Annotated in this window: 14 protein-coding genes; 2 read left to right on the top strand and 12 right to left on the bottom strand. The window is 51.7% G+C overall.

All coding sequences use genetic code 11. From position 1 onward, the window contains the following. Positions 1 to 194: 194 nt before the first annotated feature. Positions 195 to 1,142: an aldo/keto reductase family protein gene (locus K7P76_RS15505; protein ID WP_232186217.1), complete on the top strand. Its 948-nt coding sequence runs from the start codon at positions 195 to 197 to the stop codon at positions 1,140 to 1,142. Positions 1,143 to 1,209: 67 nt separating this feature from the next. Here the strand turns inward: K7P76_RS15505 and rarD are convergent, their stop codons facing one another. The 3 genes from rarD to K7P76_RS15520 form a co-directional block, all read right to left on the bottom strand. Beyond that, on the bottom strand, positions 1,210 to 2,097 hold the full coding sequence (gene rarD, locus K7P76_RS15510) for an EamA family transporter RarD (protein ID WP_232186218.1): 888 nt from the start codon (positions 2,095 to 2,097) through the stop codon (positions 1,210 to 1,212). Positions 2,098 to 2,194: 97 nt separating this feature from the next. Next, positions 2,195 to 2,563 carry a response regulator gene (locus K7P76_RS15515; protein ID WP_232186219.1) on the bottom strand — a complete coding sequence of 123 codons (369 nt, stop codon included), beginning with the start codon at positions 2,561 to 2,563 and terminating at the stop codon, positions 2,195 to 2,197. A gap of 5 nt (positions 2,564 to 2,568) precedes the next feature. Continuing rightward, positions 2,569 to 4,938 (bottom strand): MHYT domain-containing protein, encoded by a 2,370-nt coding sequence (locus K7P76_RS15520; RefSeq protein ID WP_232186220.1) that lies wholly within the window; start codon positions 4,936 to 4,938, stop codon positions 2,569 to 2,571. A gap of 332 nt (positions 4,939 to 5,270) precedes the next feature. On the opposite strand from K7P76_RS15520, the gene K7P76_RS15525 reads away from it, so the two are divergent. Beyond that, on the top strand, positions 5,271 to 6,401 hold the full coding sequence (locus tag K7P76_RS15525) for a polysaccharide deacetylase family protein (protein ID WP_232186221.1): 1,131 nt from the start codon (positions 5,271 to 5,273) through the stop codon (positions 6,399 to 6,401). Between the two features lie 5 nt (positions 6,402 to 6,406). Here K7P76_RS15525 and K7P76_RS15530 read toward each other — a convergent pair whose 3' ends face one another. From K7P76_RS15530 to K7P76_RS15570, 9 genes are all read right to left on the bottom strand, one after another. Further along, positions 6,407 to 7,381, bottom strand: coding sequence for an ROK family protein (locus tag K7P76_RS15530; protein WP_232186222.1), 975 nt, complete (start codon positions 7,379 to 7,381; stop codon positions 6,407 to 6,409). A 1-nt stretch (position 7,382) separates the two neighbouring features. Continuing rightward, entirely contained in the window at positions 7,383 to 8,021 is a 639-nt protein-coding gene (locus K7P76_RS15535) for a D-sedoheptulose-7-phosphate isomerase (RefSeq protein WP_232186223.1), read from the bottom strand. A 154-nt stretch (positions 8,022 to 8,175) separates the two neighbouring features. Further along, a complete protein-coding gene (locus K7P76_RS15540) occupies positions 8,176 to 8,904 on the bottom strand; it encodes a sugar isomerase domain-containing protein (protein WP_232186224.1) in 729 nt (242 codons plus the stop codon). Between the two features lie 12 nt (positions 8,905 to 8,916). Next, positions 8,917 to 10,005: an ROK family protein gene (locus K7P76_RS15545; protein WP_232186225.1), complete on the bottom strand. Its 1,089-nt coding sequence runs from the start codon at positions 10,003 to 10,005 to the stop codon at positions 8,917 to 8,919. A 29-nt stretch (positions 10,006 to 10,034) separates the two neighbouring features. Beyond that, positions 10,035 to 10,907: a carbohydrate ABC transporter permease gene (locus tag K7P76_RS15550; RefSeq protein ID WP_232186226.1), complete on the bottom strand. Its 873-nt coding sequence runs from the start codon at positions 10,905 to 10,907 to the stop codon at positions 10,035 to 10,037. Between the two features lie 16 nt (positions 10,908 to 10,923). Next, positions 10,924 to 11,808, bottom strand: a complete 885-nt coding sequence (locus K7P76_RS15555; protein ID WP_232186227.1) for a carbohydrate ABC transporter permease — start codon at positions 11,806 to 11,808, stop codon at positions 10,924 to 10,926. Positions 11,809 to 11,897: 89 nt separating this feature from the next. Beyond that, on the bottom strand, positions 11,898 to 13,250 hold the full coding sequence (locus K7P76_RS15560) for an extracellular solute-binding protein (protein WP_232186228.1): 1,353 nt from the start codon (positions 13,248 to 13,250) through the stop codon (positions 11,898 to 11,900). A 107-nt stretch (positions 13,251 to 13,357) separates the two neighbouring features. After that, positions 13,358 to 14,956 carry a response regulator gene (locus K7P76_RS15565; protein WP_232186229.1) on the bottom strand — a complete coding sequence of 533 codons (1,599 nt, stop codon included), beginning with the start codon at positions 14,954 to 14,956 and terminating at the stop codon, positions 13,358 to 13,360. 14 nt (positions 14,957 to 14,970) lie between these two features. Continuing rightward, the gene (locus K7P76_RS15570) at positions 14,971 to 16,794 is read right to left on the bottom strand and encodes a sensor histidine kinase (RefSeq protein WP_232186230.1); all 1,824 of its coding nucleotides are present in this window, start codon (positions 16,792 to 16,794) and stop codon (positions 14,971 to 14,973) included. Between the last annotated feature and the right edge of the window lie 104 nt (positions 16,795 to 16,898).

Raw genomic sequence — 16,898 nt, forward strand, 5'->3', positions numbered from 1 at the left:
CCGCCGCGCCCTACTGAGCCAGAATTAGCCGCGGAAAGCTCACTTCATTCAGTCGCACGGCAACTGCGTCGGCCACGCACCCTATAGTTATCTCGAGTATAGTAAGTGACAAAACTTTCACTTCTTCCCGTTACCCGGCTGCTGCGGTACAATTCTATCTGTTAAGATCGAAAGACAGGAAGGATGATTGCGCGATGAAATACCGTCGGTTAGGCCGCAGCGGCCTTAAAGTTAGCGAGATCAGTCTTGGGAGCTGGCTGACATACGGAGGATACGTCGAACAGGAACGTGCCGCGTCCGCCATTCGTAAAGCGTACGAGCTTGGTGTCAACTTCTTCGATACTGCCAACGTGTACGAGCAAGGAGCGGCCGAGAAAGTTATGGGCGAAATCCTTCGTGATTATCCGCGGGAAAGCTACGTTTTGGCGACCAAAGCTTTTTGGCCGATGGGCGAAGGTCCGAATGACCGGGGACTGTCCCGCAAGCACGTTACCGAGCAAATTAACTCGAGCTTAGACCGTTTAGGGCTTGATTACGTCGATATTTTCTACTGCCACCGTTACGATACGGAAACGCCGATCGATGAAACGCTGCGCACGATCGACGATTTCGTCAGACAGGGCAAAGTCCTTTATGTCGGCGTCAGCGAGTGGACGGCTGCCCAGATGGAGGAAGCTCTCGGAACGGCCGACCGCTATTTGCTTGATCGAATCGTCGTTAATCAGCCTATCTATAACATGTTCAACCGATACATCGAGAAGGAAATCATTCCGCTCGGCGAAGCAAAAGGAATTTCGCAGGTCGTCTTCTCCCCGCTCGCACAGGGTCTGTTGACCGGCAAATACGATTCTGTCGCTTCCATTCCGTCGGACAGCCGCGCGGCCAAACTGGAATGGGTAAAGAACGGAATTACGGAAGACAAAATCGAAGCCGTCAAGAAACTGGCAGCCGTCGCCCGCGAGCTCGGTCTCACGATCGGACAACTAGCGCTCGCCTGGATTCTCCGCCAACCGAGCGTGGCCAGCGCTTTAGTCGGAGCTAGTCATCCGGAGCAAGTTGCAGAGAATGTGCATGCTGCGGGCGTCGTTCTCGAGGCAGCAACGCTCGACTCGATCGAAGACATTCTAGACTCGGTGAAATAAAGAAAAGCAAACCCTCCTCATTAACACCATCCCGAGGAGGGTTTGCTTTTTGCGCTCGCGGTTCATCTCACTTAGCTTTCGCCGACTGAATCGCTCGGGGCGTTCGAATAGAAGCCATCGCATAGACGACCAACGCGGTCCAGATCAAAGTAAAGCTGATCAACAGGACTGAGGAAATCGTCTCCTTGAAAACAAGTACGCTCAGAATTAACGTGATCGAAGGGCCGATATATTGAATGAACCCCAGCGTGGATAACGGAAGCCGACTCGCCGCCTTGGCGAAGAACAGCAAAGGCAGCGCGGTCGCTGCTCCGGACAGCAGCAGCAAGATCAAGGAAGCGGCGGGCAAAGACCACGCCGTATCCAAGTGAGCCGTTCCTAAGTAGCTCCAGTATATGAGCGCGGCCGGGACGACGATCGTGGTCTCCGTCAGCAACCCGATAGAAGCGTCGATGGTCACTCTTTTTTTGGCAAGACCGTACAAACCAAAGCTGAACGCAAGGGATACCGATACCCATGGGAAGCTTCCGTAATCAATAGTAACGAGCAACACGCCGGCTCCAGCCAGCGCAACCGCCAACCACTGGCCCCGGTTCGGCTTCTCGCGAAGAAACAATACCGCCAGCATGACGTTAATCAGTGGAGTCAAATAATAGCCGAGGCTTGTCTCGATGACATGTCCGTTGTTAACGGCCCAAATGAAAATCAACCAATTAGTCGTAATGAGCACGCTGCTGACCGCTAGCGGAAGAAGCGATTTCCAATTTTTCAACGTTTGCTTAAACTCCCGCCAGCGCTTCTGAACCGCGATAATCCCTAATACGAACACAAATGACCATATAATCCGATGGGACAGGATTTCGCCGGCAGGCATCGTTTCGAACCATTTCCAATATAGCGGGAGCAGCCCCCACATTGTATAAGCGATTACCGCGTTAATTAATCCGTTTCTCATGCTGAAAGTGCGCCCCCATTCCTTTCAATCGACAGTATGAACGGAATTATATCACCTTGAGGGCAAGCTTGGTATGAACAATTCTAGACAAATGGTTTCATTTCCTCGCCAAGGCCGCTTCCATTTTCTCGATTAACCGACTTAGCTCAATCGGCTTCGTATCGAAATCGTCGCATCCTGCTTGGTAAGCCTTCTCTTTATCCCCTGCCATAGCGTGGGCGGTTAAAGCGATCACCGGAATATTTTTCGTCTCGGGAGAGTTCTTGAGAATACGGGTAGCCTCCCAACCGTCAAGGACGGGCAAGCTTAAATCCATCAAAATCAAATCCGGACGTTGCTCCATGGCTAGATCGACGCCTTGCTTGCCATCTTCGGCAATGATGATCTCATATCCTTTGCGGGTAAGACGACGGGACAACATGTCGCGGTTCATCTCGTGATCTTCTACTAAAAGCACTGTATACATACCCATCATGCTCCTTGGCCGACTTCAATGAATCGGCGAATTTCGGTCAATAACGATTTATGATCGAACGATCCTTTCTGTATGACGCCCTTAGCAAAGCCGTTCAATTTCAAACGATCCTCCAACGTAATCGACTTTGCAGTCACGACCACTATCGGTATGTCGCTCCATGTTTCCTGTTTGCGCAGCTCGGCAATGAATTGGAAACCGTCCATCTCCGGCATCATCAAATCTAATAAGATGAGATTCGGAGTCTCCCTCGCCATGCATTCCAAAGCGATCCGACCGTTCTGAGCCTGGGTAACGGAATATCCCTCTTTCCGCAACAGCTTAGTCATCATTTCGCTTGTTGTCTCATCGTCTTCGATGACCAGAACGGCGTGATCCGCACGATTCGATATGTACTTGTCCATTACGCTTACAAGCCTCTCCTTATGCAAAGGTTTCGTTAGAAATTCGGAAGCGCCGAGCGAATAACCCAATTGCTTGTCGTCGGTCATCGACGTGATAACGACGGGAATGTCGGCCAACTCCGGATCGCTCTTGAGCGCGGATAATACGCTCCACCCGTCCATGCTCGGCATAAGGATATCCAAACAGATCACTTTAGGGCGCAGCTGCTTCGACAGTCTAAGTCCTTCCTGCCCGCTTTCCGCAAACGCTAAGGTCCATCCTTCCTTCGCGAGATATCGCCGCATTAATTGCTGGTTGACGGGCTCGTCATCGATGAGGAGAATACTCACTTGATTATTTTCATGCACATTTTCTCTAATCGTTTCGGGAGTATCCGTTATCGGACTCTCTCCTGCGGGAAATGCAGGAAGCCAGCACGTAAACGTACTCCCCTGACCGGGTGCGCTTTCGACGTTAATGTCGCCGCCCATGATGTTGCAGAAGCTTTGGCTAATCGCAAGTCCTAGTCCGGTGCCTCCATATTTGCGCGTCGTTGAACTATCGGCTTGAGAGAAAGGTTGGAATAGCTTCTCCACCTGTTCGGGCGTCATTCCGATTCCCGTATCTTTAACGCTGAAGCAATAGCCAGCAACGTTATTTCTCGATTGGGGGTAAACTTCGAACACAATTGTGCTTTCTTTGGAAAATTTGCTCGCGTTGCTGAGCAGATTGATCAAGATTTGCCTCAGCTTCGTTACGTCGGTTTTCAGTTCCCCTTCTATAAAACGGGTTTCCAACCGATTCCCGTTTTTCTCGATAAGCGGCTTGACCGTCGTCATTACATCCTGAAAAATCTCATCCAATCCGATTGTCTCATAATAGATCTCCATTTTGCCGGCTTCGATTTTCGAAATGTCCAGTATATCGTTGATGAGCGCAAGCAGATGTTTCCCTGAAACGCTGATCTTTCCGAGATCTTCCACGAAAGCAGGCGCACCGAGGTCTTCAGCTTCCTCCATCAACATTTCGCTGTAGCCGATGATCGCATTAAGCGGCGTTCTCAGCTCATGGCTCATATTGGCCAGAAACTGGCTTTTGATCATATTCGCTTGAATCGCCTCATCGTGCGCTTTCTCAAGCTGTGCCGTGCGTTCCGCCACCAATTCCTCCAGATGGTCGTTTAACTGCCGCAGCTCGCGGTTGATGACATAAATCTCGTCCTGCTTCTCCTGAATTTCCGAATCTTTGTAGGAAAATCGTTTGGAGATAAATATCCCCAGCAACGATAATCCCAACGTAAATAAAGTACCTCCCGCTATGAAATAAGCGAGCCACTTCTGATCCAATATGATCCCAGTGGTCATTCCCGATTTACCGCCCAAATGAAAGCGTGTAGCCGCCATCCCCGTATAATGCATGCCGACGATCGCAGCGCCCATTATCAACCCGCTGCCCAGTTTCTTCCACACCTCACCCCGTTCTCCTCCCTTACGGAAGTAGAACGAAAGCCATAATGCCGCAATGGATGCAACGATCGCGATAACGATGGACAGAGTAAAGTACATCGGATCGTAAGTAATATCGATCTGCATAGCCGCCATTCCGATATAATGCATCGCCGATACGCCAATGGCAAGCATCAATCCGCCGCCGAGCAATCGTTTTATCGTTAATTGATTGCGGCTGACAACGAATAAAGCTATGAAGGATGCGAGGATGGCCGCCAATACGGACAACAGAACGATAACTAAATCGTAAGCGACCGGAACGGGCAGTGAGAATGCAAGCATTCCTACGAAATGCATGGACCAAATACCCATACCCATGGCAACCGCGCCGAATGAAAGCCATAACCAGCGGCTTCTCCCGCTAGTCTCGCTTACACGACCTGCCAAATCCAGTACGGTATAGGAAGCCACGACCGCGACGATATACGAAAACAAGACAAGCGTCGTATCATACGAACCATGAACATGCTCCATAGAGATACCTCTCTCTCCATTTCCAGCATAAACAAGAGCTGCTTCATGCCTTCAACTCAAGCTGGAAATCTTTTCTTCGATTCATACAGATTGAACCATAATAACCGTGTTCTTTCAACACAATTCGACACGAATGTCCGACCTGTTCTATGAAAATAAAAAAAAACCTCCTTTAGGAGGCTAATTGAGAAGATTCCAATACCGAATACACATATACATTGTCAAAGATTGGGTAAGCTAAAAAAACGCGAGCGCAATTTTCATTAGCAACTTCTTGCAGGATTGGATCGTCATTACTAAAGCTAACTTTTTATTATAAAGGGGTAATCCGCATGACATTAAAAACAAAATTCATCTTATTGTCTCTATCGCTTGCGGCGGGTTTATTAGTGCTTGGTTCATTGGCTGTCACAAGATACCATTCGCGAATCCCCCTAATCAACCGGTTGTTTTATACCCATCCCCGCGCGACGAACTCGGAAACGCCTATCTATCCGTATACGGGATTGAAGCCCGAACCGAATGACCCGAACGGGATTTATTATAAGGATCGTGTTATCGTGCTGATGTATCATGATATCAGCCCGAAGCCGGACGACTTAAAGTCGCTATCTGTCGCTAATTTTGACAAACAGTTAGAATTAATGCGGGATAATAATTTTCACTGGATTACCATGAACCAATACAGAAACTTTATTCTCCATTCATCCCCGATTCCGGTAAACGCGGTCCTTCTGACTTTCGACGATGGGTATGAGTCGCTTTATAAATATGCCTTCCCTGTACTGGAAAAATATCATGCACCATCTGCCAGCTTTCTTATTGTCAACACGGTCGGCAATCCGCAGCATAACGGCGTTCCGAAGCTCACCTGGGAGCAGGTGGAGTTGATGCATAAGAACGGCATCGACTTTTTCAGCCACACGTACGACTCGCACATGTATGTCCCAACAGGTCCTTCGAACAAAAAACAACTGCCGATGCTTGCCAGCCAGATCTATCTGAAGGATAAGAAACGAAAAGAAACCGAGCAAGAATACGAGCAGCGCGTAACATCCGATCTGAAGAAGGCCAATGACATTCTGTTTCAGAAGTTAGGTGCGCCGAACCATGTGCTTGCCTTCCCTTTCGGGGCATTCTCCAAGCCGCTGCTGAAAATATGCAATCAATTGGGTATCGATATTACGCTGACGGTAAAAAGCGGACTTAACAAAGCCGGCCAAACTAACGGATTCCGGGTAAACGCGGGCGGTATGACAAATGATCCTGTGCTGCAGATGTCTCTAATGAAGCAGGCTCTGAATCGGCTAGGCAACAATCACTTCGGTAAACCTTCTGTACCTCATCATTTCATTTTGTTAACCTTGCTTGTCCTTCTGATCCTTGGCGTCTTCTGGCTATGGGTGGGCTGGAAGCTATTTGGGGAGAAAATGCGCAGAAAAATCGGCGGCATCGCCCCCTGAATTTTTTATGTGTCTTTCATCAGAATGTGCATAGCCACGGATAAGCTGGCGTAATCCCCTACGTTTTCGCTCAACATTGCGGGAACGACGCGACATACCGACAATGAGACAGGAAGGCATTCGCGCCGCAAAACCTCCATCACCTTATTTTCCAACAGAGGCTGTTGTCTGGCATAGATACTCCCGATGACGATCAATTCGGGATTCAATAAGTCAACCAGAATCGCCAGTCCTCTTCCGAGCTGCCTTCCGACGATGTCGAAAATGTCGAGCGCCAGCGGATCTCCCTTCCTAACCGCTTCCCCAACCTGTTGTGCCGTCATCATCGCTATTTCATGTTCCGATTGGCAGAAGGAAACCGGGAGCCCTCGCATTAACCGTTCCCGCACCATCGATTGCGCAAGCTGCGCGATGCCGCCTCCGCTGCAAAATCCTTCGAAAGAACCCGCTTTCCCATAACCGATCGGTCCGTCATCTTCGAGCCGAATATGGCCGATTTCTCCCGCCATGTCATTCGTCCCCGCGTATAGACGCCCATTCAGAATCAATCCGGCTCCCATGCCCGTTCCGAATGTCAAGAAAATCATGTTGGAGCTTCCCTGGCCGGCTCCCCACTGCCACTCCGCAAGCGCGCAAGCGTTGGCATCATTTTGAAGTCCGACGGGCACTTTAAACTTTTCTTTAAACGGCTGTACAATGTTGATCCGGTCCCAATTCGGAAGGTTGGGCGGCGACAGGATCATTCCGGATTTGCTGTCGAGCGGACCGCCGCAGCTGATGCCGATAGCCGACAACTCTGAACTCTCAAGCTCATTGAGCTTTTCTTCCAGTTCATTCATTAATCGGTCGATCATATGCTGCGGTGAAGAGGAAGTCGGCCAGCTGCTTCTAGCGATTAACTCGATTTGCGTTCCTTGGATTCGGCCTAGACTTACCGCACACTTCGTTCCGCCGATATCGACTCCGGCTAATATAGTCATTCTAGAAAAACTCCTCTTCCAGCAGCATGCATAGTCCGTGATAGATGGGCAGATGCCGTTCTTGAATTTCCGGAGTCGTATCCCAGGGCACGCGAATCGTAACCGCGCATACCTCTTTCATCTGCCCGCCATCTCTGCCTGTCAACCCTATAGTCCTCATTCCCAATACGTTAGCGACCTGCATCGCGCGAACGACGTTCGCGGAATTTCCTGAAGTGCTGAGTCCGACTAACGTATCTTCACGTTTACCATAACCATACACTTGCTGCGCGAAGATCATTTCCGCGGATACATCGTTGGCATATGCCGTAAGAAGCGCAGATTGACTGATCAAGGATATCGCCGGAAGAGCGCCTTGCAGATGATCGGCCAGAAAGCCGCCTTCTTCCGGGTACCGATCAAGAAAAATCCGTCTGACATCATCCGGCAAGGACCGTTTCTTCATAAACCCCTTCATCAGTTCCCCAACGATATGCTCGCTGTCCGAAGCGCTGCCTCCATTGCCGCACAGCAACGTTTTTCCTCCGAGTCGGTACGTTTCTTTCAATACTTCCAACGCTCGCTTGATATCGGGCATGCTTGGTTCCAGCTCCGGGTATTTAGCCAGCATGGAAGCCCATATGGGATGATCGTTTATCATTGCTCCATCGCTCCTAATAAGGCGGCCATACGTCCTTTCACGTTATGACCGCCCCGAAATTAAACTTAATTCAACAATCAAAACTTTATGCATACGGCGCCCCCCTGTCGAACCGCGTCCATCAAGCGAAGTCCGTTATTCTTCCCCAACTCTTCTAAGCGTAACGGACCCTGTCTTTATACCGGGAAAACAATTCCCCATTGTGCTCATCCCCTCCTTCCCGATTGGCGCTGAGGAAAATCGGAGGGTCCATTTTTCTTTTGATCAGCTCATCGACGACCGCTGCAGCGACCGATTGCATCACGATCAGACCGCCAATCGTCGAGGTCGGCCCGAACTGTTGGGAATGCTCCAGTTGCAAAACAGCATCGCCGTATACTCCGCAATTGTCCAACACAAGATCGGCCACCTCGAAAAGCTTTACTCCACTGTGATGACGAGAAGCCGCTTGCCTGGAATGATCCATATTTGTCAGAGCGATCACATGTAGCCCTCTTTCTCTACATTCTAGCGCAACTTCAATCGGAACGGCGTTGATGCCGGAATTTGAGATCACAACGATGACCTCCCCCGCACGGAGATCGTAGCCGGATAGCAACACTTTGGCGTATCCGGAGAGCCTCTCCAGCTCTGTCGCTCTGCCCACATTCAATTCCATAAGCGATGGCTCCAGCATCGCATTGACACAAGCGAGACCGCCCGCACGATGAAAAACATCCTCCGCGATCATGTGCGAATGCCCGCTGCCAAACACGTGAAGCACTCCGCCCTTTTCCACGGAATCAGCTATCAAGCTTGCCACTCTGCGAATGGTTTCCGATTGAGTTGCGCCTATGGCTTCCGTTAGCGCTGCAATTTTTTGCAAATACTGATCAATCAGCATATGGTCTCCCCCTTATGTTTCATCCTCGAAAAATGAAGCCGCCGCCCCCACTACGCCAGACGTTATCGGATAAGCCGCGCGTTCAATCCGGATATGAGGGAGGGTATGACGGCTAAACCTATCGCGCACCATCTGTCTCGCAGGCTCAAGCAAGTAGGCGTCGGCCTGGCTGACTCCCCCGCCGATCACGATGTTTCCGACACCAAACAAATGCAGTGCATTCACAAGAGCGATTCCCAGAAGCTGACCTGCTTCCTCGAATACTTTGCACGCAAACTCGTCGCCGCTCTCTGCTGCCTGAAAGATCATTCGGGCATCCAACTGCGCTCGCGCCGTAATGGCAGACCCCGAAACGTACTTTTCCAGACAGCCGTAGTTGCCGCATTTACAAGGGAAACCGTTGTGAATTACGCACATATGCCCCATATCAATGGCCGCGCCGCTATCCCCCTCATAGAAGTGTCCATCCAGAAACAAACTCGCGCCTACGCCGGTTCCGATGCAGATGTACAGAAAGCTGTCCATCTCCATCGCCGCGCCGTATTTTTTCTCTCCGATCGCTCCGGCTACCGCATCGCTTTCCAACCGTACGGGAAGCTGCAATTGCCTCTGTAGGTATTCGACCATTCGCACGTTGCTCCATCCCAAATTAACCGCATGAATGACCACACCGCGCTCTTTGTCAATAACGCCCGGACTCGCAACGCCAACTCCTGCCAATTCGGCGTTAAGATTCTGTTGTTGGATGAAATAAGAGATCTCTTCCGCAATAAAAGCAAGATCGGCGCCCCCTTCTGAATTTCTTGCCAGAGGGAGAGAGAGCGAACCCAGGATTGTCCCCTCTCTCGTGACCAAGCCCAGCTTCAGATTTGTACCGCCAATATCCGCACCAATAGCCAGTTCATTACGGCCTGTTGACATAACGGCTCCCCCAATGTTAACGAATAATGCCGGCGAACGCCGACCGTAGCTCAGGCTTCCCCGCTCCGTCGGGTGAAGGCCGTCGGGAAGCCATTCCTCCCAACGCATTCTCCCCTTCTTCACTTCCTCCAGCCCATAGAGGCCCTTCCAGACCGAGCCGATGCCGTAATGCTCCGCCAACTGCTCGAATTCCGCGATGGAAGCGGGCGTTATCCTTTCACAGCGCCGGCTGTAATGCCGGATACGATTTTGTCCTGCAGCACCATATAGGCAGCCACGCTCGGAACGATCGCGATGACGATCGCGGACAGAAGGAACGAATAGCGGGTCGAGAAGTTGCCTTGGAACCGCATAATTCCGAGCTGAATCGGCTTGTAATATTCGTCGTTAATAAAAATCAGGCTAAAGATCAGGTCGTTCCACGAGCCGAGGAAATTGAATATCGTAATCGTCGCGAGCGGCGGCGCCAGCAGCGGGAAGATGATCTTCCAGAACGCTTTGGGCAGCGAGCACCCGTCAATCACTCCCGATTCCTCCATCTCCTTCGGGATGCCCTGGATGAATCCCGCCAGCACGAATACGGAGAACGGAATGGCGAACGCGACGAAGATGACGATCATCGTGATCCGCGGATAATTGAGGCCGAGCTTGGAAGCCGTAATGTAGAGCGGCACCAGCGTCGAATGGACGGGCACCATCAGGCCGAGCAAAAAAAAGCCGAGCGTCCATTTGCTGAGCTTCCATTTCATCCGCACGATGGCATAGGAAGCCATGGAGCAAATAAAGATTGTAATCGCAACGCTGAGCAGCGAGTAATAGAGACTGTTGAAGAAATATCGTCCCACCTCGTATTGCGTCCACACCTGGTAATAGACGTTCAAGCCCCATTTTATCGGCAGTCCCCATGGGTTGGAAAAAATTTCGTCGTTGTCCTTCAGCGATGAGATGAGCAGGAAAAAAAGCGGATACAAGATGGCTAGCGCATAAACGCCCAGAAATACGTACTTCAGAGCCGTCAGCCTCGAGTACTGCCGGTTTCCTTGCGGATTCGCATTTGCTACCAGCGCGGTTCTCGTCGACATCGTTGGATTCACCTCCTTAGGCGTCAAAGTCGTCTCTCCTGAACAACCGGTTAAGCAGAACCGTCGCGCTTATGCACAGCGCCATCAGAGCGGTGGACAAGGCGCTGCCGTAACCGTATTCCATCTGCGCGAACGCTTTGGTGTACATATGCGAAGCGAGCACCTCGGTCGCATGGTTCGGCCCGCCCTGCGTCATGATGTAAATATTGTCGAAGCTTTTGAGCGAGCTCGTCGTCATCAATATCGTGCTGACCTTCAGCATCGGAATGAGGTACGGAAACATGATATGCTTGATGATATGCCATTCGCCGGCGCCGTCCATCTTGGCCGCTTCCACAATATCCGCAGGAATCGTCGAAATGCCGGCCATATAGATGACCATATGGTAGCCGACGAATTGCCAAGCGACACAGATGATGACCGCATACAGCGCGGTGCTGCCGTCGGCGAGCCAGCTATGCTTCAGAAAGCCGAGACCGACTGCTTCGAGGAAGCGGTTGACGAGACCGACCTCTGAGTGATAGATAAAATACCACATCAGCGATACGGCGACCCCCGAGAAAGTAACCGGCAGGAAGATGACATTGCGGAAAAATCTCCGCCCTTTGATCGCTTTGCTCAGTATGATCGCAAGAAAAAACGCCATAGGCAGCTGCAGCGCGATGGACAGGAGCAAATAAATAAACGTATTTTTCAGAGCCGCGTAAAACACGTCATCATACAAGAACAGGAAGCTGAAGTTGTCCAGTCCGACAAAACGCATCGTATCGATCAAATTCCACTCGACAAGGCTGAAATAAACGGACGATACGGCCGGCAGCGGCAGCACGATACTGTAGATAATCAATGCTGGCAAAATGAACATCAGAATTGTCGTCTTGTTGCGCAATAATCGTTCCATTCCAACCACCGCCCCTCCAGCGGCAGTACGGAAGAAAGGGCGTATGATCGCCCTTCCCCGCCAAACCGCCGTTTATTGATATGATGACCTTATTTGCTCCACACCTTTTCGGATACCGCCTGCAGCTTCTTGAAGGATTCCTCCACGCCGGCGCCGGCGAGAATCGCCTGGGTCGTCATGTTGAACTCCTTGCCGATGTTTTGGCCGAGCGGGTTATCCCAAGGAATCATCGAATTTTTCACCTTGGACAGCGCATCGTTCAGTTCGATCGTGATCGCCGGAATTTTCGATTTGTCATACGGAATGTTGACGGTCGGAATGAGCTGGCCTTGCTCCGCATTGGCTGCCTGCCGCTCCTTGGAGAACAGGAATTTAAGCAGATCGATCGCAGCCTCCTTGTTTTTGCTGGCGTTGCTGATCGCATAACCTTCGTCTTTGTTCACGATGAAATCATCCGCCTTGCTGCCTTTGCCGCCGGGGATGTCCGGGAAGTTGAAAAATCCGAGCTTGTCGCCTAGCTTCGCGTTCGCCTCTATCACGATCCACGTGCCGATGAAGAACATCGCAGCTTTCTCGCTATGGAACATGGCGAGAGCTTCCTCATCGGACAACCCGTTGAAATTGTCCGGGAACGCTCCGGCATCCTTCAGTTCCACCAGCTTCTTGCCCGCCTCCACGAAGGAAGGATCGTTCCATTTCGCCTGCTGCTTCAGGACGACATCCTCGTACGCCTGCGGTCCGAACAACCGGTCGTAAATGCCCATATACGGAATGGAGCCGGCCCACGGGTCTTTATTGCCGAGCGCGAACGGTACGACGCCGTTGTCCTTGAACGTCTTGATGACATTCATCAGGTCGTCCCATGTTTCCGGCACGGACAGCTTGTATTTGTCGAACAGCGCTTTGTTGTAGAACACGACCTCCGCGGTCATCGCATTCGGCAGCGCGTAAATTTTTCCGTCGAACGTGGAGGTGTCCAAATTGTTCGGGTTTAGCAGCTCCTTGAACGCAGGGTCCGCATCGATCGCCTCGTTCAGCGGATAAATGCGGTTCGCCTTGACGAACGGCTCCAACCTGCCCGACATCCACGTCTGGAAAATATCCGGCGCATTGTTCGCGGCCATCTCCGTGCTGATCTTGTTCAAGTACTGGTCGGCGTTGCTAATGACGGTAGGTTCGACTTTGATGTTGGGATTAGCCTTCTGGAACTGCTCAATCGTGTCCTCTATCCATTTGTAATGAGTGTCGTTCGGGTCGGCGTCGTTGGCCGAGTACCAAAATTTGATCGTCGCTTTCTTGTCGCCCGAGCCGCCACCGGCCTCCGCATTTTTGCCGCTGCCTGTATCGGAGCTGCTTCCACCGTCTTTGTTGCCTCCGTCGCATGCTGCGACAAGCAGCATAAGTAGGCACGATACCAATACTACCGCTAGTTTTCTTCTCATACGGGCCACCCTCTCGCATATGTAATTTGAAATCGCTTACAAATATGATTTTATCAAGAGGCATCCCGTTATTCTACGTGGTGATCGTTACGTTTTGTTTGTAAAAGTCACTTTTCCGGGGATACGTACCGATTGCGGTAATCAAGCGGTGTCACGCCGGCATGCTTTTTGAACATCTGGCTGAAATATCTGGAATCGTTAATGCCGACCTTCTGGGCCACTTCGTATACCTTGAGGTCTCCGTGCTCCATCATTTCCTTCGCTTTCTGAATTCGGATTTTCGTCAGCATCGCTGAGAAGTTCTCGCCCGTCTCCTGCTTCAGCAGGCGGGATACGTACTTGGGATTCATATAAACCGTCTCCCCCAGCTCCTTAAGCGTAATCTCGCGGCCGTAATGCTCGTTCATATATTGAAGCAGCCTGTCGACCACCGACCGGTTGCGGGAAGAAATGATCGTCCTGACCTCATCGGACAGTGTGACTAGCAGCGCTTCCGCCGTGCTGCGGACATCCTGAACGGTCGATTGACTGGCGATCAAGCCGTACACGTTCGACTCGAACGACATATGCTCCAGGTTGATATGCCCGCTCTGAATCGATGTCTGGATGACGATGATAAATTCGACGACAGTATTTTTAATGTAAGCCTCATCCGCTTCATGTCCGATCATCGACCACAGTTTATGGAATTGATATCGAGCTTCCTCCGTATTGCCGACCAGAACCGCTCTCGTTACGGCGGCATAATAGGGAAACGGGGACACCGTCTTTCCACGTACGATATCCTGGATATCGGCATGGGAGACGACCGAACGGCTGCCGCTGTAAAATTTGTGCCGCAACGCGCCCTTCGCTTCCTCCACCGTTTCGTTCAGCCGGGACGGATCGGTACTGCCGCCGCTGATTCCGATCGAAATCGACATCCCGTATTTGTCGAATACGTTCTCCTGAATCGCCTCGGCCATGCCGATCAGATCGGCGCCCCGCTCATGATCGACGACTAGAAGGCGGCAATTCGGTTCGAAGTCCACGTAGCAGGACTGCTTGGTCGGTCCCGCCAAGCCGAGGCACTGCTCGCGTAGCGCCAGCTCGAGCGCTTGTCGCTCCAGCGGGCGGTACGCATCGAGGTAGCTTCCGTAATCGTCGATTTCCAGCGCCAGCACGGCATAATGATCGAGACGAATGTTGAAGAAGGACATATTTTGCACCAGCTCGTTCCGGTCCGGCACACTGCCGCCCGCAAGCTGCAGAAGAAATCTCTCCTTCAGCAGCGGCAGGCTTTCTTCGACTACGGCTTGCAGCTTCACCATTTCTTCGGCGAGCGCCGTCTCCGCATCAAGCTGGGCGACGGCCTTCCTGACGGCCGCTTCCAGCTCAGCCGGGTCGATGGGCTTCAGGATGAAATCGGTCGCGTCCAGCTTGATGGCCGCTTTGGCGTAACTCAGCTCGCCGAAGCCGGTAATCAGCACCGTCTTGACGGATAATCCGTTACCCTGAATATATTGGCAAACCTCGATGCCGCTCTTGCCCTCCAGTTGAATGTCGGAGATCAGAATGTCCGGCTTCAGGCTGAGCAGCAGCCCGATTGCCCGGGTGCCGTTGTCCGTTTCCCCGGTAACCACGCATCCCATTGCGGCCCAGTCCATCTGACTGATCAGCGCTTTCCGGATCATATGCTCGTCCTCTGCGATCAATACTTTGTACATCCCTTAACCTCCTCTCAGTGCGGCAGCCGAATGATAACGGTCGTTCCCCGCATCGGGAAGCTGGCAATCGTCAATCCGTAACCCGCCCCGTATTTCAGTTTCAGCCTGCGGTCCACATTGCGGATGCCGATTCCGCCCTGCCGCCCGTGCCTTTCCTGTTCGCCTTCAAGAATGGCTTCAAGCTGCTGGCCGTCCATGCCGATTCCGTTGTCGGCAATTTCCAATTGTATCGCATTATCGCCGCTTAAGCCTCTGATCGATATTTCGCAGCGGCCTTCCTTGCCATTGAAGCCGTGCAGGATGACATTTTCCACTATCGGCTGCATAACGAGCTTCGGAATCGGATGATCCAATATGTCTTCCTCCATGTCGTACGTGACGGCAAGCCTTTCGCCGAAACGAATCGTTTGGATGGCGCAGTAGTTCCTGACATGCTCCAGCTCCTCCTCGATCGATACCTCATCGTCGACATTGCTGATGCTGTAGCGCATAATGCCCGACAGCGAGCGGACGATCTCTCCGATCTGCGGCATATTGCTGGTAATCGCCATCCAGTTCACCGTATCGAGCGTATTATATAAAAAATGCGGATTGATTTGCGCCTGAAGCGTTTTGAGCTCCTGCTCGCTCCGCAACAGCTTCTGCTCATACACTTCTTCGATCAAGATGTTGATCCGCTGGATCAAGCCGCCGAACGATCGGTTCAAATAAGCAATTTCATCCTGCCCCTCGTACTGGATGTTCGACGGCTCCTCGTGCTGAATTTCCATCCGTCGCATCCGGTAAGCGATCTCTTTGATCGGATTGACGATGCCGCTCGAAACGAAAAAGGACAGCAGCACGAACAGGCCGGTAATGATCATGCAGCCGAGAATGCTCCTATTGAGCAGCTTTGTGACGTCCTTCGTCAATTCTCGAATAGGGATGACGCTAATATATTTCCAGCCTTCTATGATATGGGACTGGTAGTACGTGACGATATACTTCTCGCCGCCGATCCGTTCGGTAAAGTGGCCGGCGACCTCGCCGCTGCTTTCGATTTCCGACTCGGTTCTTTCCAGCATCTTGCCGTCCACGTCACTTTCGGCCGCGGTGTTGTCGAGGCTGGAGATGGCAGTGCCCTCGCCGTCGACGATGAAAACGTTGCCGTTAATGTCGGATAATTGATTCGATATAATCGAGGTAAACAGGCTTTCACGAATGTTCATCACGAGCAGGCCTACCGGCTCCATCTGCACGGTTCTGACGATGCGGGCGGCCTGGATGATTCCGCTCCCCTTGTCTGGCTTGATCCAGACCAGCTTGCCGTCACCCTTGGCGGCGGCTTGCTTCAATTGCTCGTAGGGCATATACGCGTACGGATAAGACGTTCCGAACCAGTACCGGCTGTTGCGGAACAGATGAATGGAATCGATGTCCCGCCTGGAGAACATTACATTGACGAGCAGAGCCTCGATGTTGGTTCGGTCTACAAATTCGTCGCCAGGCCCGTATTTCAGAATACGAAGTACCTCTTCGTCGGAAAAGATCAAATAAGAGGCGATATCGATCTGCTGCAGGTTGATGTCGATATTCTGGCCCATCTGCTCCAAAATACCGACGGTGTAGTCGACGGACTTGCCGGTAATGAGCTGCCTGGAGTAAGCGGTCAGCATCACGCTGATCAGCAAGATCGAAAGAAAGATCAGCGTGGAGTACACCAGCACTAGCCGGCTGCGGATGCGCATTTTCCTCAGCGACAGTCGTTTCATCAGCGATTTTACATCAGTTACGCCCATACAAAACACCTCAAGATCATCGAGCTCCCACTGCAGCAGGTTCGTTTCGCTTAGCGGCAACTCGGCATGCTTCGGAACCCGGAACGTTTTGATTTCCGCAGGGGTGAAGCTGGCGCGGATCGCTCACGTTTGATGAGGTCTGATCTGCCGATGACAAACGGTCA

The organism is Cohnella silvisoli (assembly GCF_021190915.1).
GTDB classification, from domain to species: Bacteria; Bacillota; Bacilli; order Paenibacillales; family Paenibacillaceae; genus Cohnella; species Cohnella silvisoli.

Coding starts and splice junctions, on each gene's coding strand:
- K7P76_RS15505 (WP_232186217.1), top strand. CDS start 195: ATGAAATACCGTCGGTTAGGCCGCAGCGGCCTTAAAGTTAGCGAGATC.
- K7P76_RS15565 (WP_232186229.1), bottom strand. CDS start 14,956: ATGTACAAAGTATTGATCGCAGAGGACGAGCATATGATCCGGAAAGCG.
- K7P76_RS15555 (WP_232186227.1), bottom strand. CDS start 11,808: ATGGAACGATTATTGCGCAACAAGACGACAATTCTGATGTTCATTTTG.
- K7P76_RS15525 (WP_232186221.1), top strand. CDS start 5,271: ATGACATTAAAAACAAAATTCATCTTATTGTCTCTATCGCTTGCGGCG.
- K7P76_RS15515 (WP_232186219.1), bottom strand. CDS start 2,563: ATGTATACAGTGCTTTTAGTAGAAGATCACGAGATGAACCGCGACATG.
- K7P76_RS15540 (WP_232186224.1), bottom strand. CDS start 8,904: ATGCTGATTGATCAGTATTTGCAAAAAATTGCAGCGCTAACGGAAGCC.
- rarD (WP_232186218.1), bottom strand. CDS start 2,097: ATGAGAAACGGATTAATTAACGCGGTAATCGCTTATACAATGTGGGGG.
- K7P76_RS15535 (WP_232186223.1), bottom strand. CDS start 8,021: ATGATAAACGATCATCCCATATGGGCTTCCATGCTGGCTAAATACCCG.
- K7P76_RS15530 (WP_232186222.1), bottom strand. CDS start 7,381: ATGACTATATTAGCCGGAGTCGATATCGGCGGAACGAAGTGTGCGGTA.
- K7P76_RS15550 (WP_232186226.1), bottom strand. CDS start 10,907: ATGTCGACGAGAACCGCGCTGGTAGCAAATGCGAATCCGCAAGGAAAC.
- K7P76_RS15560 (WP_232186228.1), bottom strand. CDS start 13,250: ATGAGAAGAAAACTAGCGGTAGTATTGGTATCGTGCCTACTTATGCTG.
- K7P76_RS15520 (WP_232186220.1), bottom strand. CDS start 4,938: ATGGAGCATGTTCATGGTTCGTATGATACGACGCTTGTCTTGTTTTCG.